Below are 24,582 nucleotides of genomic sequence, written 5' to 3'. Positions count from 1 at the left end.
GGCTGCTTTTTCTTCATTCAATTCGCAGCCTGCCAATATTCCATTTTGCGAATATATTCTTACAGGCTCAATTCAGTTATTTTCGGTCTGAATGAAATATTTGATTTGCTTCGCTGACTTCCATCTCTCCGGATGCCAGCTTATTCAAAATTGCATCCAGGTCATCTTCATTGTCTTCTTCAGGGATTCGGTCAGAAGACTTCTGATCACTGAAGTGGGATTCAAGGTAGGTTGACATCTCCTTAATGGAGGGATACGTAAAAATATCAGAAACATCAATGAGAGAAGGCCATTCTTTCTCTATCTCTTTTACCAGATATATCGCAGATATTGAATCTCCGCCCAAATCATAAAATTTATCAGTTATACTGATTTGTTCTAAGCCTAAAACTTTTATCCAAGCTTTCATTAGTTTATTTTCTATATCGCTGAAGCTAAAATTCTGATCGGTTTTCGACTCAACAGATTTTTTTACAATCGCCTGCTCCTTAAAAGTCAAAATATCCGGAGATAATCGGAAATGAATTTGATCTTGATTTAATTCCAGTACCCGATGATCAATTTCCCCGATTATCACATTCTGGATGTCCTTTTGCATGACTTCATCGAAGGCACGTATCGCTTCAGCTGAGGTAATCGTCTTAAAGCCGTTTTCATCTTTATGTTCGTTTCCAGCCTTTTGACGCTCTTTAATATATTCGGCAAGCATTCCCACATCAGACCAGCCGCACCAATTAATCGTAACTGTTTTTTCATCCGGTCTTCTTCGCTGTCTGCGTTCTGCAAAGGAATCCAGGTAGGCATTAGCCGCAGTATAATCAGCCTGCCCCATACTCCCCGCAAGTGCTGTGATAGAAGAAAACATTATGAAGAAATCCAGATGCTCATGCTTTGTCAGCTCGTTTAATATCCATGTTCCATTAACTTTCGGTCTGAGCACGTTATCAAACACTTTTTTTTCCTTTCTGAAAATAAACCCATCTCCAGAAACACCAGCACTATGTATGACACCGTGGATTGTATTGTATTTACTCTTTATTTCCTCGAATACATTAATCATTTCACTTTCATTTGCGACATCGGCCTTATAGTAATCTACTTTAGAACCGCTTTCTTTTATTTCTTTTAGAGCATCGATTTTCTTTTTGTTTTCCTTCTCCATGTTGATCTGCTTCTCAGAGCGTCCAATGAGGATTAATTGGACATTTTCTTTTGATGATAAATACTTGGCCATTTCTAATCCCAGTCCGCCCATACCGCCGGTAATAACATATACACCGTTCTTTCTGATGCTTATTTTCCCTTCCCGAATTACGGATAAGTCTTCAGTCTGGAGCTCTTGAACGTATTTATGCCGGTCTCTGTAAGCGACAAGCTCTGACTGTTTTTTTGAGTTGATTTCAAACATGATGTTTTCCGCCATAAGATTTTGATCCAAATCTATGCATCTGACACTTACACGCGAATATTCCTTTTCAATTACTTTTCCAAAACCGAAAAATGCCGCGTTATGCGGGTTAATGTCTGGTTCTTCACCGCTTACTTGATGTGCAAGGTCTGCAAACAGCATCAGTTCTATGTTATTTTTTGTATTTTCTACAAGTGATTTTGTTAAATAAAATAAACTGTCTACCCCTGAGGATATTTTTTTCTGAAGCTGATATATGTTTTTGTCTTTCTCATTGCTGATAGACATCAAATGGACAATCTGAGAAACCTTTTCACTTTGAAGAGCTTTTACAAGACAGTCATAATCTTCTTGAGAATCACTGACTGTATAATGATGGCTTCCGATTTTAGAGAAATAGTCACCCTGTTCCGCGACAATCACAGTTTTCCCTTCCAGTTCTAAGCTTCGAATGATTTCCTCGGATAAACTGCAGCCATTATTCTTAAATAATAAAATAGGATGATGAATTTCTCGCATCTCGTGTGATTGATCGCTTTCTCTTATCCAAGATAGCTTATGATATATATTGTTTCTTTTAGTCTTTTCAGCTGCTTTATGCACCCTTTTTACGATGTAATTGTTTATTTCACCGAATACTTCTCCAGTCTCATTCAGCAGGACGATGCGAAACGTTCCTGTTTCTCCGTTGCTTCGGCTCTTTTTCTTGATATAACTGTAAAACTTTTTAGAAGCTGAGCCATAAATCTTAAATTCTTTATAAAAATAAGGGAGATAGGTTTCGTTATCTATCGTGAATGTCCCGGCATTAACGGCACAATCCATCATCGCAGGATGAAGCGAAAACTGAACGAAATCACTCTCATATTCTTTCGGCAATTCCAATTCACATAGAAGCCTGTCGTCGTCTCTGTAGATTGCGTTGGTGCATTTCCATCTGCCTCCGACTTGAACGATGCTTTCCGGTCTATTGGTATCTTCTATATGATAAACCGACTTGTATTCATCGGTGTTTATTTCTGTCAATGGATGATTATTACGTTGAATGACATAAACAGAATTGAAGCTTTTCTTTAAATCCTCAATGTCATATGTTTCCCGTACCGGTTCTTCTTTCGCAATGACCGCTTCCGCGTGTTTTATCCATTTATCGCCGGACTTACTTATCACACTAAACTCTAAAACGCTGTCCTTTTTCTTTATGATCGTATGAACTTCTTTAACTTCATTTGCTTTTACCTTTAACTGATTTGAAAACGTAACGTCTTTTAACAGAATGCCGAAAGGTTCGCCGAAGTATTTTCTTCCCGCTTCTCTAGCTGTTTCTATATAAACCGTTCCAGGGATAACGTAAGAATCATTCACTTTATGTTCATTTAAAAACCAATAATCAGTGACATTCAAATGGGATATATACACTTCCAGATTCAGTGACTGCACTGCAAGATTGCTTAATAAAGATTGTTTTTTCTCATCGGCTGAAGGGCCGTCTGCAGCCAGCTCAGCCCATAATCTTTTTCCGCTGAATTTGTATGTCGGCAAGCTGACCTTTAGAAAATTCATCTCGCTATAAAGATCTTCAAAGTTAATATTCGCCCCATCACAATACATTTCACATAAAATATGTAAGTCAGAGGTTGAAATATTAGAGACGTCTTGTCTGACTCTTTGAATCACATTTTTTATTGTTTGAGTATTCTGCACACTGTCTGTATGCGTTTTTCCTATAAACTTTGTTTGATTTGTTATCGATTGAAAGTATATATTTTTCTCCCGATACGTTTTCCATTCAGAGCATGAGAAAAACTCCAGCTTTTCCAGCAGTTCCGCGACAGAACTTATTACCATAGCGATTCTGTATTTGTTCGGCAATCTTCCAGTGTTTGCTGTATAACATATATCTCCCAGATTCACATCTGTTTCTCTCTTTAAATAATTAATATGATCTGTAAGCAAGTGCGCGAGAGATGTTTTAGTCCTAGCTGATACAGTAAAAATATGTTCAGATAAAACGGATTGTTCGACTTTTTCAACTGCGGGTGCCTCTTCTAAAATGACATGACAGTTTGTACCGCTCAGCCCAAAACTGCTGATGCCGCACCTGTACACTCCGCTGCTCTCCCATGCTGAAACGGAGTCATTGACGTAAACAGGCGATTCATGAAAATTGATATTTCGGTTCGGCACTTTAAAATGTAAACTTGGCGGAATTTTTTTATGCTTTAATGCCATTACCGCTTTAATTAAGCCCGCTATTCCCGCCAAACTATCAAGATGCCCGATGTTTGTTTTGACTGAAGATACGGCGCAGAACTGTTTTCGGTCTGTATATTTTCTGAAAGCCCGTTGCAACGCATTTATTTCAATCGGATCCCCTAATTTGGTCCCTGTCCCATGAGCTTCAATATATGTAATTGTTTTAGGATCTATTTTTGCATTTTTCCACGCATCTACTATTACTTGTTCTTGAGCTGCTGCGTTAGGAGCGGTAATTCCTACTGAGCTGCCGTCCTGGTTAACAGCGCTCCCCTTAATGACTGCATAGATCTGGTCATGATCACGAATTGCTTGGGCCAGCGGCTTCAGCAATACGGCAGCGACTCCTTCGCCGCTATTCGTGCCGTCAGCAGAATCATCGAAAGTCCTTACAGCAAAATCAGATGAAGAATTCCCGATATTTAACCTGCTCTCCTCTATTGTCTTTGGGAATACTTTTATATTCACTCCGCCGGCTAATGCCATATCGCAATCCTTATTTCTTATTGCCTGACAAGCCGTATGGAGGGCGACAAGCGATGAAGAGCATGCAGTATCGATTACCATTGCTGGCCCTTTAAAATCCAAGATATATGACAGTCTGCTTGCGATAACTGATTTAATGTTACCCGCGGTAGCCAGTCCGAGTAACGATTGATCTCCTTTTTCAAGCAATCTGAAGTATTCATTTGAGCCGTCACTGCTGAGTCCAATGTATACTCCCGTATTTGTCCCACATAATTTTCCGCCGCCGTAACCCCCGTCTTCCAATGCGTTCCAGGCCGTTTCAATAAATAATCTTTGTCTGGGATCAATCAACTTTGCTTCATTTGGAAGGATACTGAAAAAGTCACAATCAAATTTATCAATCTCATCCATATAGGCTATTTTTGTATAGGCTGCATCTTTACTGTACTTAGTTCCGCTGTTTTTTAAAGACTGGTCAGCATCTTTTTTTCTGTTCAGCGGAATGTCTCTGATGAACTCTTTTCCTCGTAAAAGTAAATCCCAATATTCATTTACGTGATTGGCTTCGCCGATTCTGCATGATAAACCGACAATGGCAATGTCATCTCCGGAAATGTCTTTGGCCCCTTCCTCGTTTTTTTGTTTCTTTACATTCGGAGTTTGATTTGTAAAAGCGGCCGCTTTTAAATTACTTAAACTTATAAAGTCTGTTTTCATTTTTTTACCTCGCTGAGAATCACTAGATAGGTAATCATACCTGTCAAACTTCAAAGTCTTCAAAGTGTTTTTTTGTGTTTGTTTCAGAAAATAATTGATTAAATCTTTTTTTCTGTTCATCTATAGGGGTTTTTTTTGTCCGAAACACTGACTTCAGCATTTCTACTGCCATATGCATTTGTTCTCTTGACGGCTGATGACCTGATGTTTCAAGTTCAGCCTGTATGGCAGCTACTTTTTCATATGGTTCGATTACACCTTTGGCGTATTCCTCATTGTTCCAGTTGTAATTTTTAGTAGCAACCGCAATCCCTAAACTTCTCGAGATAATAGAAAAACCGGCTTGCAGTGAAACAGATTCGTTCAAAAGAGTCTCTTTTATAATCTTCACGTCCTCTTCTTTGTCGTAGCTGTACGATTTGATGTCAGCGATATTGTTTCTTACAAGATTCCTTAATACAGATTTCGGCCCAAATTCAATCACAGTATCAGTATGGTTTGCTTCTAAATACTTCATGATTCCCATCCAATTTACCGGTTTTACGATTTGAGTTCCCAGTATGTCAGCCATTTGCTGTTTATCCGAATATGGAAGAGCCGTCACATTAGATAAAACTTTGTATTTTGGAGTTCTGAGATCATACTTTTTTAACTCATGGCTGAATTTTTCCGCAGCAAAGCCCATGATCGGAGAATGAAAAGCAGCACTTACATTTAATTTAAAAATGTCTGCTCCTCTGGCTTTAAGAGTTTCACTAAGCTCTTCAACTGCTGCCGCTTCTCCGGATACCACAACATCTTTATATCCATTGTAGTTAGAAACAGCAATCGTTTTTCCTCTTGAAGAGAGAGATTCGCACTCTTCTTCTGCTATTCTTTCATCCAGGTTCCTGATAACAGCCATTGCTCCGGTCCCTTGTGCGGCAGCTTCTTTCATTAATAATCCTCTGGCTCTCACCAGCTTTACAGCGTCCTGGAAATCCAAAACGTCACTGCAAACCAAGGCAGAATATTCTCCTAAACTATGGCCGGCGATATATTCAGGTTCTTTTCCGACCTCTTCCATGTAGATTCTGAATTGTGCAATACTTGTTGCCAGGATGGCCGGCTGAGTATTTTCTGTTTGAGATAGCTCAGCGGCACTTCCATCTATACATAATTTCTTCAGGTCAAATCCCAATGCATCACTGGCTTCGTCATACGTTTTTTTAGCGATAATAAAATTGTCACATAAACGTTTGCCCATTCCTGCGTATTGAGATCCTTGTCCTGAAAATAAAAAACCTATTTTCGACATTTAAATACCTCCAAAGTCTCTATAATGCCTGATTTGCCTTACATTCTGCCGATCAGCAAAATGTAAGGCAGAACCGGCCGCTTTATATTGAATTGTCTGCTTTGTTTGCTGTAATCACTTGAATCAAATTCATGTAGTTATAAAATAAATCTTTCATTTTGTGCTCATTTAGTTTCTGATGGTTATATAGAAAAACGATTTCTGCTTCGGCTGGCTTTTCATGAACTGCAAAAACCAGATCATATAATTCTGAGTACTCTTTTTTTGATTCATTACTAATAGAAAAAAGAGGAAAAATATCTTGGGCCGAACTTGATTTCTTATAGTGAGTATTCAAATCGTATTGATCTGAATCCTCTTGATTCTCAATCTGTTCCTTCGCCATACGAATAATATCGTGAAAATTTTCGATATCAGACAGATCAAAAGACAGCTGACTCATCCGATCATCTCCATGACCCGAAAATTGGATATGAACCGAATTTTGCTGACTGACATCAGCTAATAAAAATACATAACCAGCTAATAAAACATGAGAAATATCATATTTGTAGGTATTGCATATTGTTTTTAAACCCGCATAATAATTCGCATTTACCGCATATTCGTGCATGGCTGTATGACTTTGTCCAGTTGATTCCGAGATGTATTCAAGCGGTAAAGTAATAGGAATGATTTCTTTTTCCAAGGACACTGCTATCTCCGCAAAGGCTATAGTCGATTCTATATATTCGGACAATCTGTAAATAGTCGGATATGCAAACAAGTCAGCAATTTGAATTTGTTTTGGATACAGCTTCTGAAGCTCATTATAAACTGCAACGATTTTGATTGAATTGCCGCCTGCTTCAAAGAAGTTATCATGTATTCCAGGCTCCTCTATTTTTAAAACATTGGTCCAAACACGGCTGATACTTTTTTGAACATCCGTTACCGCTTCCTCAAAAGGCCGGTCAAAACCTGTTCTATCTATCACAGGTTCAGGCAGTGCTAGGACATTTATTTTTCCGTTTGCTGTCAGCGGAATTTGGTCAATTTTCATAAAGATTTGCGGAATCATATACTCAGGAAGCACAGGTGATAATAACTTAATAAATTCTGAAGGATATACAGTGCTTTCTGCCACATAATACAGAACTAAATCTTGGACTCCTGCGGAATTTGTTTTTCCGGCAGCTACACATTCCTTAACTTTTTCGTGTTGGTTTACTATGCTTTCAACCTCTCCCAATTCTATCCGATACCCTCTGATCTTTACCTGATTGTCCATTCTTCCGATAACGTCCAGTTCACCATTTGGCAGCCACCTTGCTAAATCTCCTGTCTTATACATCTTGGTTCCTTTAACAAACGGATTGTCTACAAACTTTTGCGCAGTCAAATCTTCTTTTCCTAAATATCCTCTGGCCATTCCGGCTCCAGCAATGCATAATTCGCCAGTACTGCCGAGCGGTACAGTGTTTCCATCATGATCTATAATATATATCTGTGTATTCGCAATCGGCTTGCCTATATTTACACTATTTTCATTGGTTAAGTCTTTCACAGAAGACCAAATCGTCGTCTCAGTCGGACCGTACATATTATAGATCTTCAGATTTTTATATTTTTTTAGCTCAAATAACAATTCCCGTTGAAATACCTCGCCCCCAACCATGATGGTCTTCAATTTCTGAAGGCTCTCCGTGCTGTTTTCTGCACTTAGCATCAGCTTTAATCTGGATGGCGTAAGCTGAATAGTATTGACATCAGTCTCAACAACGATCTTGTTTAACAAGTATGGATCTCTTTGTTCCGCTTCACCGGCTATGACAACTTTCAGCCCTTGAGTTAAAGGCAGCAGCGACTCTAATCCGAATATGTCAAACGAGCACGTGGTGACCGAAAGAAGGACATTGTCTTGTGAAAAGCTGATCCTGTCTGTTATTCCCTTAATAAAGTTATGAACGGCACGGTGCTCTACGGCGACCCCTTTCGGTTTTCCGGTTGATCCCGACGTATAAATGACATATGCTAAATCTTCGGCCCTGTTAATAACATCAATGTTCGTCTCCAACTGATGTAATAAATCCTCTGAATCTATGTTAAATATGGTTCCGCTGTACGTTAATTCATTTGGAAGTCCTTCCTCAGTTAACAGCAGGCCGTTTTTACTGTCTTTCAGCATATAATTGATCCTGTCTGCCGGATAATCCGGATCAAGCGGTAAGTAGCATCCCCCTGCCTTTAGTATTCCTAATATTCCTATAATCAATCGGAAAGACCTTCTTACCAAAATAGGAACCACAACATTCTCTTTGATGCCGTTTTCCCTGAGGGCTCTTGCCAATTGATTTGCCTTATTATTCAGCTCCTTATAGGTCAGGAAGTCCCCGTTCCATTCCAGAGCGATTGCATCAGGTGTCCTTACAGCTTGCTCTTCGAAGAGCTCTTGTAACGTCTTTTCTTTCTTATATGATAATTCCGTACAGTTGAATTCTTTCACCAGCTTTTGTTTCTCTGTCTCATTTACCATATCGATCTGAGAAACCATTACTTCATGATCAGCCGCTGCCTGCTGCAAGATGCTAACAAGGTTATCTAAGATTGAACTTACCGTTTCTTTACTGTAAACACTGGCGTTATATGTGATTTTCATATGCAATTCGTCACCAGGAGCAATTAAAAGCTCTAAATCATAGTTGGTTTGTTCAAACCCATGTTCAGCAGTTATTTTCACACTCGAACGGGCTGAATCTTGGAAAAGATCCTCATTCAACGGGTAATTTTCATACACGACTACGTGATTGATTAATTTATTCTTCATACTTGTCAAAGACTGTATGTCTGCCAGAGAACAATAACTGTATTCGTTCGCTTCAATAAAGTCTTTATTTATTTGTTTAGCCAATGAAATAAATGATGTATCACATTCTCTTTTCACTCTGATTGGCACTGCATTTATAAATAAGCCGACCATATTTTCAATTCCGTTTATCTCACTCGGTCTGCCTGAAACAATGGAACCAAATACCACATCATTTGTATTGTTATATTTCTGCAGCAATATCCCCCATGCTGTTTGAACGATAGAATTTAATGTAATGCTGTTTGACTCAGCGATTTTTTTCAGCTTAGAGGCGGTTTCACCGTTAAGCGCTCCCAGTTTTTGATCATGCTGATACTCGTCAGATTTCAATTCCAGTTCCGGAAATGAGATCTCTTGTTCATATGCAGAAAGATATTCCTTCCAATATTCAAATGCACGGTCCTTGTCCTGCTGATCAAGCCACTCAAGATAACGACTGTACGGTACAGGTGATTCTTGAAGGAGTTTTTTCCCTTTAGCCACGTCACCGTATAGATCCATAAGCTCTTTTAACAGAATACCGACACTCCAGCCATCCAAAATAATGTGGTGGAAACTGTATATGACTTTAAATTTATTTCTTCCCAGCTTGATCACCGATACTCTGATCAGACAATCTTTGTTCAGATCAAACGGAGTATTCCTGTCTCTCACCTTGAATTGCCCTACAAAGGCATCCTTCTTCTGCTCCTCCCATTGGCTGATATCATGATATTGAATGTTTAGTTTTCTTTCTTTTAAAATGGCTTGTTTAAATACACGGAAACCGTTATAGAAAAATGACGTTCTTAATATTTCATATTTAGCAATCAGTCTGTTTAATGCGTCACTGAGAACTTCTGTATTCAGATTTCCTTCAACTGTTATTTCACTTTGTTCGAAATAAGCGCTAGATTGATGGTCAATCACAGCGTTATACAGCATGCCTTCCTGCATCGGTGAAAGAGAATGAATTTTTTCTACTTCAGCACCGCTTGCAAGAATTTGATTTAACTCCTCTATTTGAAGATCGGGATCCCCATAATCCCATGGTGTTTTCTCAGATATTTTCTTATTCACACAATGTTCTATGATCTGATTTATTTTCAATAGATAGGCTTTCGCAAATTGCTCAATCGTCTCTCGTTTATATTGGTATGGACTGTAATTGAACGTAAATATCAGCCTGCCATCCATTATATATCCATTTATTTCTATATTATGTGTCTTTTTATTTCTTTCAGAGATGCTCGTTCCGGCGGACAAAATTGATACTTGAAATAGATTGTTTCGATCTTCTTGGCCAAATTCACCCAAGTAGTTAAAACTGATATCAGGTTTTAATTGAAGATGAACAGAGTCCGACAAATATCTGAGTATTCCGTATCCAATCCCGTTATTAGGGATATGTCTAAGCATTTCCTTTGTATACTTAATGGAGCTTGATAGACTGTTACTTTCTGTCATATCGAGAACAATTGGGTAAATTGTCGTAAACCAGCCTATTGTGCGATGGACCGACGTTTTTATAACACTTTCGCGGCCGTGCCCTTCAAGATTCACAAGGATCTTCTCCATGCCGCTCCATTCTTTGGCTGCAAGTCCCAGTGAGCAAAGCAATATATCATTAATTTGTGTATGATATGCTGCATTTGTATTTCTTAAAAGTGTTTTTGTTTGATCCTCTGTTAATTCAATTTTAATTTCTTTACTATCTTCATAAGAACAGCTTTCGGCAATGAAATCCTTTGGAAGAGGTTCAATAATAGCCGTTTCTATGGTCTCCCAGTATCCAGCTTCCTTTTGAAGAGCCTTGCTGTTTGCATATTCTTTCAATTGACGCGCCCATTCTTTGAACGATGCTGTTTTAGATTCAAGCTCCACTTTGTTCCCATTAACTGTTTGAAGATAAGCTGTTTCAAAATCTTCTAATAGGATTCTCCAAGATACTCCGTCAATGATCATATGATGAATGGTTAATAGAAGATGATCTCCGTTTTTGGTTTTAAATACCGCCAGTTTTATTAAAATCCCCTTTTCCAAGCTCAATTCCTTCTGCATACGGTCAGCCAGTGATTCAATTGCCATGGCTGGATCTTCTGTTTGTGTCATATCAAATACGTCTAAAGTAAATGTTTCTTTTGCCTGTTTAATGCCCCTATTCCATTGCTTAATTTCACCGTTTTCCTTTTTAATCTGCATCCTGAGGGCATCATGATGCCTCACCAGTTCCAAAAAGGCCGTTTCGATTGCTTTTTCTTCTATGCCGGACTTTTTGTAAAGCATAAAGGCTTGGTTATAGTGGTTTTCTTGTTCAAATCTCTGTTCTATAAACCATTTTTGAATCGGTGTCAGATCAACGTCTCCTTCTACAATCGACTGATCTGCTTGTATATCAGCTGATTTTACGTGAGCACTCAAGTCTTTTATGTGCGGATATTTCATTAAATCTCTGACTTCAAGTTTTAAACCGTATTTCTGGAGTTCGGAAACTACTAAAATGGATTTAATTGAGTCTCCGCCGATCTCGTAATAGTTATAGTTAATCCCGATTGATTTCATCCCCAGAACTTTCTCCCATACGCATGCGAGAATTTGTTCCTTTTTATTTCGCGGTGCTTCATATGCAGACTCCAATACATCCGCAATATCTATAATCGGCAATGATTTCGTATCTATTTTTCCGTTTGAACTTAACGGCATTTTTTCAATCTGGAAGATATAACTTGGCACCATATATAACGGTAATTCTTTAGACAGATTTTCTTTTAAAGCATAAACATCTATTTCTTTGTCGGAAGTAACATAACCGCAGAGATATTTATCCCCGTGTTGGTCATCTCTCGCTACAACAACAGCCTCTCTTATGTGACTCATTTTCAGAAGCCGGTTTTCTATTTCTCCTGTTTCAATACGATACCCTCTGATTTTGACTTGATCATCAATTCTTCCTAAATAATCAATTGTTCCGTCCGGCATCCATTTTGCCATATCCCCTGTTCTGTATAACTTAGCCCCGGGTTCAAAGGGGTTATCTACAAATTTTTCTGACGTCAAGCCCGCTTTATTTTTATATCCGTCCGCAAGTCCTTCTCCGCTGACACAAAGTTCCCCGGCTGCACCTAAAGGAAGTAATTCCATTTGTTTTCCTAATATATAAAGTTTAGTATTATCCGCAGGTGTGCCTATTGATACTGCATTGCCATTGTCTCTTTCAATATGATATTGATGAATCATACACCCGACTGTAGCCTCTGTCGGGCCGTATTCATTGTAGATTTTGACATGACCGTTAAATGCACCGTGTATCTTTTTTGCAAGCCCGGTTTTCAGTTCTTCCCCGCCGACGATTATTTTTTTTATCTTTGACGTACTTAAATCTACATTCTCCAGCAATCTCAAATGCGTCGGCGTTAGCTTAATAATATCCGCTTTATTTTCTTCTATAATTCTTCTGATCAGAAGAGCCTTGTCCGGTCCCTCATAAATAATAATTTTATTTCCTGAAATAAGCGGTGTATAAATTGAAGTAACCGTTAAGTCAAAAGAAATAGAAGAATACAGAGGAAAATCAATATCTTCATCATTTACATATATCTTATTTGCCCAATGAATATAATTTACCACGCCTTTATGTTTTACCATGACGCCCTTCGGCAGCCCTGTAGTCCCTGAAGTATAAATCATGTAGGCAAGGTCTTCCGGGCAACTGACATTCGGCAGATTACTTCTGTTATGCATATATAGAGCAGGATCGCTTAATGATAAAATTTCTTTATTGAATGTAATACCACCTGACAATCCGTTTTGAATTAGGAGAATGTTTGCATCACTGTCTTTCAGCATGTAATTTACTCTTTCATCAGGGTATTCAGGATCTATCGGCAAATACGCTCCCCCTGCTTTCAGCACCCCGATAATTCCGATGATCATCTCAAGAGATCTCTCTGTCATGATTCCGACAATGCTGTTTTCTCTAATTCCTTTTAGTCTCAAAAGATTAGCCAGGCTGTTTGATTTCTCGTTTAGTTCTTTATAGGTTAATAGCGTACCTTCATGGACAGCCGCAATACGTTCAGGTGTTTTTTCTGCCTGCTCTTCAAATAATTGATGAATCGTTTTATTCCGCGGAAATTCAGCTGCCGTGTCATTGAATATATGGAGCAATGTGTGCTTCTCCTGTTCAGGAATCATATCCAGTTTCATTAAAGGTTGATCTAGACCGGCAGCTGCACTTTGTAAAAGCTTCGTAAAATGGGCACCCATTCTCTCGGCTGTTTCTTTTTCAAATAATTGACTGGAGTATTCCAAGTGGAATTTGATTCCTTTATCAATTTCCGTCGCGGTTAACGTTAAATCGAATTTTGAAATATTGATCTCGGTTTGAATATGCTCTTCCGGATGTGGATCCAAGTGATTTTCAATACCGTAATCTGCATTTTCAAGTACAAACATGACATCAAACAGCGGGTTCCGGCTCGAATCTCTTTTTATCCCGAGTTTTTGAACAATATTTTCAAATTGGTAATCTGTATTCTCAAAATCTTTTAACGTATGATGTTTGACCTCTTCTAAAAACGCTCTGAATGTTTTATGTTCCTCAGGAAAATTTCTTATGGCGACGGTATTGACGAACATCCCCACCGTATTCTCCAGTTCGGTGTCTGCCCTTCCGGACTCTGCTGTTCCGATGATCACATCCTGCTGACCGCTGTATTTTGAAAGCATGACATTATATACCGCCAGCAGCACCATGTACAAAGTTGTTCCTGTTTCTTTCGCCACCGACTTTAAGCTTGATGTTAACCTTTCATCAGCCGTAAAGCTGATTCGGCTTCCTTCAAAGCTTTTGACTCTCGGCCGCTCATAATCAGTCTGCAGATTGAGAATCGGCAGATCTCCGCTTAACCGCTTAAGCCAATACTCCTCTTGTTCCTTTAACGCTTCTTTTGTTCCTGAGCTTACTTGCCATTCTGAATAATCCTTATATTGCAGCGGCGGCTGTTTTAGTTTATGACCCGCATACAGCGCATTGAATTCTTTGCGGATTATTCCAACCGATACACCGTCCGCAGCGATATGATGAACATCTAGCAGCAGCAGATTCCGGTCTTCATACGTTATGAGTCCGGCTCTGATTAACGGTGCTTTGTCCAAATGAAAGGGCCTGATAAACTGTTTCACATATGTTCGTAACCCATCAGACGGCAGCTTCTGATAATCAAATTCGAGCTCCCATGTATCGTGAATAACCTGAACCACATCGCCGTTTACAACATCGAAACTTGTCCGTAACGCTTCGTGTCTTCCAATAATATCCAGTAAAACTGATTCGGCTTTTTTTACATCTAATTTTCCGTTTAGTTCGATCATAATCGGCAGGTTATAAACGATACTGTCTTTATCCGTCTCCCAAAGGGCAAACATTCTTTTCTGGGCCGATGATGCTTGATAATAAGCCTTCTCTCTCGCTTGACCGATGACTGGATAATTCTGTTTATCCCGTTTTTGAATGAGACGGCTCAACTGTTTGATGGTAGGCTGCTCAAAAAGCTCCTTCACCTTTATATCCGTGCCGAATGTTTTTCTGATGCGGGAAATAGTGAACGCAGCTGTTAAAGAATGTCCGCCCAGTTCGAAGAAATCTTCATTTATACTGATCCGTTTATGCCCAAGCATTTCTTTCCAAATTTCAGCTAGTTTTTCTTCCGTTTCATTTGCCGGAGCTTCGTATTGAGGTACTGACAACCGTTGCAAGTCAGGAAGGGGCAGCTCTTTTCGATTGATTTTTCCGTTAGCTGTAAGAGGCAGCTCTTTCAGTTGTATTATGAAACTCGGAATCATATACTTCGGAAGAGCCTGTGCCAATTTCTCCTGTACGAACGAGCCTTCCATCTCAATGTCCCCAGTAATATATGCAGAAAGATATTTCTCCTCTATATAAACAACCGCCGCTTCTTTTATACCTTCCAGCTGTAATAGTTGGTTTTCGATCTCTCCGATTTCAACTCTAAAACCCCTGATTTTGATCTGGTTGTCAATCCGGCCTAAAAATTCTATATTTCCATCCGGCATCCATCTGCCAAGGTCTCCTGTTTTGTACATTTTTGCTCCGCGATGAAAAGGATTATCAATAAATTTTTCATTCGTTAATTCTTCATTATTGACATATCCCGATGCTAAACCTACCCCGCTGATACAAATCTCACCGGGTGCTCCCACAGGGACCAGTTGATCTGAACGATCCACAATATAGATATTAATGCCGTGAATTGGTCTTCCTATTTTATTGTATATTTCACAGTTTTGAATATGATCTAGATCAATGCTATGTGCAATACAGCCAACAGTGCTTTCGGTCGGCCCGTAGTGGTTAATAAACTTCATCCATCTGCATTTTTCAGCGAGCTTTTTGACGTTGCCGATGTTTATGCTTTCGCCGCCCAGTATGATAACTTTTAAATCAGGACAAGACGCCAGCATGTCAACATCCTCCATCAATGTTGAAAATAAAGTGGGTGTCATTTTAAGATATGTAATACTATTTTTATGAATATATTCTATTAATGATAGAGAGTGAAGATACACTTCTTTATCAACAAAGTGGACTTGTCCGCCACCGGATAAAACTGGAAAGATGCTGGTATAGCATAAGTCAAAACTATATTTTGACGTCACTAACGACCTGCTGTCAGAATTTATGTTTATTTGATCACATACCCATAATGAATAATTAACTAATGATTTATTTTTCACTTTCACCCCCTTCGGTTTTCCCGAAGTACCCGAGGTATATATAACATATACCTCGTCCTCGAGATCATACTGAACATCAGGGTTTGATGTATTTCGGCTGGTATAAATCGATTTATCCGTAATATCCAAACATTCCGCCGCAATGTTTTTATCAGTTAAAAAGCACAAATCTGTAATGAGGATATCAGCTTTGCTATCTTTTAAAATATGATTTATCCGACTGACCGGTGATTCATCATCAATAGGCAGAAACGCACTTCCGGTTTTTAAAATTCCCAGCATCCCAATCATTGAATATTCTGAAGGACGGATCATCATAGCCGTAATGCTGTTTTTTCCTGCCCCTTTTTCCATTAATAATGTTGCGACTTGATTTGCCTTTTCGTTTAGCTCTTTATAAGTGATATGCTTTCCTGCATAGACAGCCGCTGTTTGGTCAGGTGTCTTTTCCGCTCGTTCTTCAAAAAGGTCTTGTATCGTTTTATTCACCGTATAAATAGAGGACTGCTTATTAAACTCCTGGAGCATTCCGCGCTCTTCTTCATTTACAGCGCTGATGTCTTTCAGGACACGCGTAGGATCAGTTGCCACTTGCTTTAATACATGACAGAAATTAACACCTATACGATTAATGATATCTTCATGATAAACATTATTGTTATACGTCATCTCTGCTTTGATTTGGCTGCCTGGAATAATAACCAGCCCAAAGTCATAGTTCGTCTGTTCAAACACTTCCATATCTGTAATCCTTAAAGCATCAGTTGTATCATCGACCGCCTTGCCATAGTCATCAACAGGGTAATTTTCATAAACCAACATATAGTTGATCAGTTTTTCTTTCATCTTTGTAAGAGCTTGTATATCCGCTAAAGAACTGTAACCGTATGATGTATTCGCTTTGATAAAGTCACTGTTGAGCTTTTGGGCTAATGCTATAAATACCGTATCACCATCGCCTTTTACTCTCAGAGGAACCGCATTGATAAATAACCCCACCATTTTTTCTATGCCTTGCACTCTGCATTGTCTTCCGGAAATAACCGCACCAAACACAACATCATTCACGTTGTTATACTTCTGCAAAAGAACTCCCCATGCAGTCTGAATCAATGCACTTAAAGTAATGTGATATTGATCAGCTGCAGCTTTCAACATCGAAGTACATGTTTCATCAATAATGAATGTTTTCTTCCTATTTTTGAAACCACCCTCATCAGCAGAACTTTGGAATACCGGCTTGCTGCTCATATTCATTTAGATAATCCCCCCAATATTCTAATGCGGCACTTTTGTCCTGATTATCCAGCCATTCTAAGTAGGTGCTGTAAGGCTCGGTATGCTGAAGCACTGTCTCTCTTCCTTCTTTTAATGACGTATAAATAGTTTTTATATCATTCATTATTAAACTCATACACCAGCCATCCATAATAATATGGTGAAAACTGAACAGCAGTTTATATTCTTTCTCATCAGTTTTTAATACGGTTACTCTTATTAAGCAATCATTCGTCAAATCGAATCTCGTTCCCCTGTCTTTAAACTGGACATCTTTAAGCCGGACTTTCTTTTGATATTCCGAGAAAGTGCTGATATCTTTAAATTCAATTTTAACTTTTCTCTCTCTTAGAACAGCCTGTTTAAACTTACTTAGTCCTTCATGAAAAAAGCATGTTCTTAAAATTTCATACTTCTCGATTAGCATATTAAAAGCTGTATTTAATCTGCCAATATCAAGCTGACCGGATAAAGAAAATGTAAGCTGCTCAAAATAGGCTTGTGAAAACGGATCAAGCAATGCATGATAAAGCATCCCGCTCTGCATAGGAGTCAGGGAGTGGATTTTCTCTATCTCTTTTCCGCTTGATAAAATCAGCTCCAAATCTCCGATGGATAAATCCAGATCTCCATAGTCAAAGGGTGTTTTTTCAGGAATTTTTTTCATTCCGCAATGCTGAATAATATCGATTAACCGGTTTATATAGGATTCGGTTAATGTTTTAATTGTTTCTTCTTTAAACTCTTTCGTACTATAGTTAAATTCCAACTGCAGTTGACCGTCCATAATAAAGCTGTTGATTTCGATGGCATTCAATTTTTTATTAGATAAAGAAACACTTGTACCAGATGATATATCTGCATGCTGAAAAACAGCCCGCTTTTTTTGAGAGATTTCTCCCAGATAGTTAAACCCGATCTCGGGCTTTACCGTAAAACTGATGTCTTTTTTATGTTCCGGTGCCGTCAAGTATTTAATAATTCCGTAACCAATACCTTTATGAGGTATTCTTCTTAAATACTCTTTCGTATTTTTTATGCAATAAGGCAGATCATCACTGTGCTCCATATCCAGCACGATCGGAAATAGTGAGGTGAACCAGCCGATGGTTCTTTCTATTGAAATGTTTTCTAATATGTTCTCTCTTCCGTGGCCTTCCAGACCGATTAAAACCTTGTCAAGTCCCGCCCATTCTTTTACTGCCATTCCCAGTGAACAAAGCAAGATGTCATTAATCTGTGTGTTATAAGCTGCATTTGTATTCCTCTGGAGCTTATCAGTTAACTGCTTTGTAAGACTGACAGTAATGGTGCGGCTCTCCTTAAATACACTGTCAGTTTTATTGAAATCTCTCGGAATTTCTTTAATCTTCATTTTTTCGATATTCTCCCAATACCGAAGTTCCTTTCTTATCTCACTTCCGTTTGCATATTCCGCCAATTTACGTGTCCATTCTTGAAAGGATGCCGTTTTCGGCGGAAGAACGGCCGACTCTCCTTTTTGCAGATTGTTGTAGACCTGCTCCATATCTTCAAGCAGAATTCTCCAAGAGACCCCGTCAATCACCATATGATGTATAGCAATAAGTAAATAATCGCCCCTCATTGTTCGAAATAAACCAAGTTTCATTAAAAGCCCTTTTTCAAGATCCATTCCGCTTTGTAACTGATCGGCAAGTTTTTCTATTGTATTTTTGTAATCCGTATCAGCAAGCAGATCATATATGTCCAGAGTAAAAGTATCCCGGGCGGCTTGGACATCTCTGACTTCTTGTTTTATTTCGTCATTTTCGGCTGTATATATCAACCTCAAAGCATCATGATGCTTTACTAATAATTCAAATGTCTTTGCCAGAGCGTGTTCATTAATTTTTTCTTTCATTTGAAACATGAATGCCTGATTAAAGTGGTGAATGTCCGCAAAGTCATTCTCTATAAACCACTTTTGTATCGGTGCCAGTTCAGTTCTCCCGCTAACCGGGCTCTGATCTGTTTGAGCTTTATATAATTTCACGTGTTTACTAAGGTTTTTTATTTGCGGATACTGTAAAAGATCTTTTACCTCTAGACTGAGACTGTATTTTTGAAGCCTTGATACAATCAGTATAGATTTTATTGAGTCTCCGCCCAGCTCATAGTAATTATCATTAATACCAATATCATCAATTTTCAGAACTTCCGACCAAACATTTACCAGAATCTGTTCGACCTCGGAACGGGGCGCTTCAAGGTGCTCCTTTATATGTTTAGGCTCTTCTATTTCAGCAAGTGCTTTCCTGTCAATTTTCCCATTTGGTGTGAGAGGCAGCTGTTCAACCTGGATGATGACACCGGGAATCATATATTGTGGCAAAATGTCACCCAATTGCTCCCTCAAAGCTGCTCCGGATATTTTATATTCTGCGGTTACAAATGCAGAAAGGTATTTGTCACCGTGAAGGTCGCACTTATCTATAACAATCGCTTCTTTTATCCCGCTTATTTTCAGAAGCTGGCTTTCTATTTCATCAGTTTCAATCCGGAAACCTCTGATTTTAACTTGATTATCAATTCTCCCCAAAAATTCTATGTTTCCGTCAGGAAGCCACCTTGCCAAGTCTCCTGTTCGGTACATTTTAGTTCCGGACTCAAATGGATGATCAATAAACTTCTCACGCGTCATTTTCTCTTTATTGAGATATCCTCTTGCTAAGCTGTCACCCGACACACACAATTCTCCCGCTAAACCAATAGGCACAAGATTGTTGTTGTGATCAATTATGAAGGCTTTCAGATTTCTGATCGGCTTACCGATAGGAATGGTCTTTGCCATCGCCCTCTCAGCTTCTGAGTATCTCCACATTGTAGAGCAGATTGTCGTTTCAGTTGGGCCGTAGGCATTAATATAGTCTATTTTGTTCACGATCCGGTTCAAGGATTTTGTAGATATCTGAGAACCAGCAGTAATTAAGAGCCTTAAAGCTGATAATCCGTTTATATTTATATGGTTGATGTATACAGGCGGCAAAGTGGCTACAGTAATGTCATGCCGGTTAATATACTCTTCAAATAATGTATAATTATTGATGACTTGACTTGAAAGGATGTGTAGTTCCGCTCCGGTCAACAGGGCCATACTGATTTCCCACACTGATGCATCAAATGAAAAACTTGCAAATTGAATAATTTTATCCCGGTAATTGATATTCATATCATGTTCAAAGACACTTTTGAGATTACTGATTCCGATATGCCGGATCGTTACACCCTTTGGTTTTCCAGTCGTTCCAGAAGTATAAATGACATAAGCAAGATGTTCTGCGGAACTCATCATTGGCAGGTTATGCCGATCTCCGGAGTAAAGAGAACTATCTGTTAAATCAATAACCTTCCCGTCAAACGGGATATTGTCAGCCTGACTATTCTGTACTAATAAAATGTCAGAACCGCTGTCTTCAATCATGTATTTGATTCTCTCAGAAGGATATCCCGGATCAATTGGCAAAAATGCGCCTCCCGCCTTCAGCACACCCAATATGCCTAACACCATCTCTAATGATTTGTCAGCAACAATACCTACTATTGACTCTTTTTTCACCCCCGTTTTGATTAGTGTTCTCGCCAGACTATTTGATCTTTCGTTAAGTTCTTTATAAGTTACTTTATTATTTTCATACACTGCCGCTATTCTTTCCGGTGTCTTTTCCGCTTGTTCTTCAAACAATTGATGGATTGTCTTATTATGCGGGAAGTCGGCTGCTGTATCATTGAATACATAAAGCAGTTTATGTTTCTCATCATCCGTTATCATATTCAGTCTGCAGATTGCCGTGTCGGGTTCTGATACAACCTGTTGTAAAAGCCGGGTATAATGAGCACCCATTCTTTCGACTGTGTCTTTCCTGAATAAATGATTGCAATATTCCAATTGGAAGTTAACGCCTTCATCGGTTTCCATTGCAGTTAACGTTAAATCAAATCTTGATATATTGACCTCAGATACTAGTAAATTTGATTCTGCTGTCTCTTCATTTCCTCCGAATCCGTAATCCTTACTCTCAAAAGTAAACATGACATCAAACAGCGGGTTCCGGCTCGAATCTCTTTTTACCCCGAGTTTTTGAACAATATTTTCAAATTGGTAATCTGTATTCTCAAAATCTTTTAACGTATGATGTTTGACCTCTTCTAAAAACGCTCTGAATGTTTTATGTTCCTCAGGAAAATTTCTTATGGCGACGGTATTGACGAACATCCCCACCGTATTCTCCAGTTCGGTGTCTGACCTTCCGGACTCTGCTGTTCCGATGATCACATCCTGCTGACCGCTGTATTTTGAAAGCATGACATTATATACCGCCAGCAGCACCATGTATAAAGTTGTTCCTGTTTCTTTCGCCACCGACTTTAAGCTTGATGTTAACCTTTCATCAGCCGTAAAGCTGATTCGGCTTCCTTCAAAGCTTTTGACTCTCGGCCGCTCATAATCAGTCTGCAGATTGAGAATCGGCAGATCTCCGCTTAACCGCTTAAGCCAATACTCCTCTTGTTCCTTTAACGCCTCTTTTGTTCCTGAGCTTACTTGCCATTCTGAATAATCCTTATATTGCAGCGGCGGCTGTTTTAGTTTATGACCCGCATACAGCGCATTGAATTCTTTGCGGATTATTCCAACCGATACACCGTCCGCAGCGATATGATGAACATCTAGCAGCAGCAGATTCCGGTCTTCATACGTTATGAGTCCGGCTCTGATTAACGGTGCTTTGTCCAAATGAAAGGGCCTGATAAACTGTTTCACATATGTTCGTAACCCATCAGACGGCAGCTTCTGATAATCAAATTCGAGCTCCCATGTATCGTGAATAACCTGAACCACATCGCCGTTTACAACATCGAAACTTGTCCGTAACGCTTCGTGTCTTCCAATAATATCCAGTAAAACTGATTCGGCTTTTTTTACATCTAATTTTCCGTTTAGTTCGATCATAATCGGCAGGTTATAAACGATACTGTCTTTATCCGTCTCCCAAAGGGCAAACATTCTTTTCTGGGCCGATGATGCTTGATAATAAGCCTTCTCTCTCGCTTGACCGATGACTGGATAATTCTGTTTATCCCGTTTTTGAATGAGACGGCTCAACTGTTTGATGGTAGGCTGCTCAAAAAGCTCCTTCACCTTTATATCCGTGCCGAATGTTTTTCTGATGCGGGAAATTAACATAGAAGCCTTTAATGAATGACCGCCGGTATCAAAGAAATTTTCATCTATACCGACACGTTCCCTGCCAAGTACAGCTTCCCAAATCTCCGAAAGTTTTTTCTCCGTTTCATTTGTCGGCGCTTCATATTTTGTTTCGGACATTTGAGATATATCAGGTCGAGGAAGTGCCCGTCTGTCAATTTTCCCATTTACCGTCAAAGGCATGTTATCCATTTGTTTAAAGTACGATGGAATCATATATTCCGGAAGAAAGTCTCTAAGAAAGTGCTGCAATTCATTCTTTGCGATTTTATGATTTGAAGTGTAATAAGCACAGATATATAAATCATCATCACCATTATGATTTACTGTTACTGCCGCTTCTTTAATTTCTGTATGATTGATCAATCGGGCTTCTATCTCCCCAAGCTCGATTCTAAAACCGCGGATTTTGACTTGCTCGTCCCGCCGTCCAATAAACTCCACATCGCCATTTTCTAAATAACGCACTAAGTCTCCTGTTTTATAAAGACGTGCTGAAGGATCATTATTGAAAGGGTGTGATATAAACCGTTCCTTCGTTAAATCAGGCCGTCGCCAATACTCTCGCGCCAGCCCATCTCCGCCAATAAACAGCTCACCAGGAATACCAGGCGCTACCGGTTTTAATTGCGAATCTAAAATGAATATTTCTGTACCAGAAATAGGCCTCCCTATAGGAAGCGTACTGCCTTTCCAATCATGAGGGACCGGGAAACAACAGGTAAAGGTCGTTCCCTCTGTCGGCCCATATCCGTTAATTACTTGTACAGTTCCAAGCGTTAATACTTTTTGTACATGCGGAACTGAAACCACATCTCCGCCTACCAATAATTGCTGAAGCCCTTTTAATGATTCTAACTGCTGATCAACTACTAGAGAAAATAAACCGGCCGTCAGCCAAAGAGTCGTAATGTTATATTTTTTTACAGCTTCTGCAATATCCTCAGCCGTCGGTATTCCCGGAGGCATTATAGCCAGACATCCCCCATTCAATAAACAGCCCCAGATCTCGAAGGTAGAAGCGTCAAAAGCAGCAGAAGCTAATTGCAGAAACTTTTGATTCTCATCAAACTCAGCATAATCAGTCTCCTTCACCAGCCGAATCACACCGCGGTTAACAATGCTTACTCCTTTAGGCAATCCCGTTGAACCTGACGTATACATGACATAAGCCAGGTCATCCAAGGAACCTTTTATGCCAATATTAGATCCTTCCATCTTTTCAATCTGTTCTTTCTTACCATCCAAACAGATTACGCCGCCCCCGTGAGACGGGAGTTGTGACTGAATGCTTTCGTTTGTAATAAGGAACTCTACACCTGAATCCTCGATTAAGAATGATAGTCTTTGCTTCGGATATTGAGGGTCTAACGGCACATAAGCACCGCCGGATTTTAGTATTGCCAGAATACTAATATACAAATCAAAAGAGCGTTCTAAAGCAATTCCGATAAGGTCTCCCCGTCTTACTCCGCACTCCTGAAGATACCGTGCCAACTGGTTCGCACGGTGATTAAGTTCTGCATAACACATTGAAGAGCTGTCTAGTATCAAAGCAGTCTTATCCGAATATTCATCAGCCTGCTGCTCAAATACCTCTGCAATTGTACCAATTTTCGAATAATTATCTTCCCGGCCAATGATTTTCTTTTGCTTATTTTTTTCATCCAGAAAGCTTATATCTTTGACCTTGATATTTTCAGGAGTTATCATAGCCTCAAGGATCATCTGAAATCGCAGTGACATATCTTTTATCATATTTTGAGAGTATAGGCATTCATTATAGTGTATGACTGTCTCTATATATTGTTTCTGGTTCATAAATGAAAATAGGATACGATTAGTGGAATTTTCTTGATTAAGTATGTATTCTTGAATATTTTCAAGGATTATTATGACATCAAAAGGAAGGCCAGTTATTTTATCATTAGCTTCAGAGCTTTCCAATGCCTGTTCTAGGGTTAATCCGACTTTATGTATGATCTCTTTCAATAGGTCTTCACTGTGAACAGTATTTTCAAGAGTCAAAATTTCTTGCTCAGAATCAATTGTTCTGTTCTTTCTGAAAACAGGAGTTTTGATTACAATGTTTTGTCTTTCTGTATATTGATTTATTAATAAAGTCAATGCCGCTGTAAATACGACATGCAGACGTTCATCCGATCCATTGCAGAATATATTAAGCTTATCGCTTAATTGCTTTGGCAATTTATATGTAAGACTTTTCAAAAAATGTTCTTCACTTTTTAACTCACCAATACTGTCTTTATCTCCCTTTATACTTTGTGTCATAACAAAAACTCCTTCACTTGATATCAAAAATTCATTCACTGAATTAAACAGCAGAGGCT

General features: G+C 39.0%; 4 protein-coding genes. All 4 read right to left on the bottom strand.

The window, feature by feature from the left end; all coding sequences use genetic code 11:
• Window positions 1–76: 76 nt before the first annotated feature.
• The gene (locus tag QRX25_RS01250; RefSeq protein ID WP_212100143.1) at window positions 77–4,849 is read right to left on the bottom strand and encodes a type I polyketide synthase; all 4,773 of its coding nucleotides are present in this window, start codon (window positions 4,847–4,849) and stop codon (window positions 77–79) included.
• A gap of 43 nt (window positions 4,850–4,892) precedes the next feature.
• Window positions 4,893–6,146, bottom strand: coding sequence for an ACP S-malonyltransferase (gene fabD / locus QRX25_RS01245; RefSeq protein WP_065980598.1), 1,254 nt, complete (start codon window positions 6,144–6,146; stop codon window positions 4,893–4,895).
• An 82-nt stretch (window positions 6,147–6,228) separates the two neighbouring features.
• Window positions 6,229–16,986: a non-ribosomal peptide synthetase gene (locus QRX25_RS01240; RefSeq protein WP_212100141.1), complete on the bottom strand. Its 10,758-nt coding sequence runs from the start codon at window positions 16,984–16,986 to the stop codon at window positions 6,229–6,231.
• Window positions 16,946–24,523, bottom strand: a complete 7,578-nt coding sequence (locus QRX25_RS01235; protein WP_212100139.1) for a non-ribosomal peptide synthetase — start codon at window positions 24,521–24,523, stop codon at window positions 16,946–16,948. Before QRX25_RS01235 ends, QRX25_RS01240 begins: the two co-directional genes overlap by 41 nt.
• Window positions 24,524–24,582 lie beyond the last annotated feature (59 nt).

The sequence above is a fragment of the Bacillus sp. L381 genome, assembly GCF_030284525.1.
In the GTDB taxonomy this organism is placed as follows: Bacteria; Bacillota; Bacilli; order Bacillales; family Bacillaceae; genus Bacillus; species Bacillus amyloliquefaciens.
This window is presented reverse-complemented; position numbering and strand designations above follow the sequence as displayed.

What these genes read in the sequence shown, in the direction of transcription:
- QRX25_RS01250 (WP_212100143.1), bottom strand. Translation starts at nt 4,849, where the DNA reads ATGAAAACAGACTTTATAAGTTTAAGTAATTTAAAAGCGGCCGCTTTT.
- fabD (WP_065980598.1), bottom strand. Translation starts at nt 6,146, where the DNA reads ATGTCGAAAATAGGTTTTTTATTTTCAGGACAAGGATCTCAATACGCA.
- QRX25_RS01240 (WP_212100141.1), bottom strand. Translation starts at nt 16,986, where the DNA reads ATGAATATGAGCAGCAAGCCGGTATTCCAAAGTTCTGCTGATGAGGGT.
- QRX25_RS01235 (WP_212100139.1), bottom strand. Translation starts at nt 24,523, where the DNA reads ATGACACAAAGTATAAAGGGAGATAAAGACAGTATTGGTGAGTTAAAA.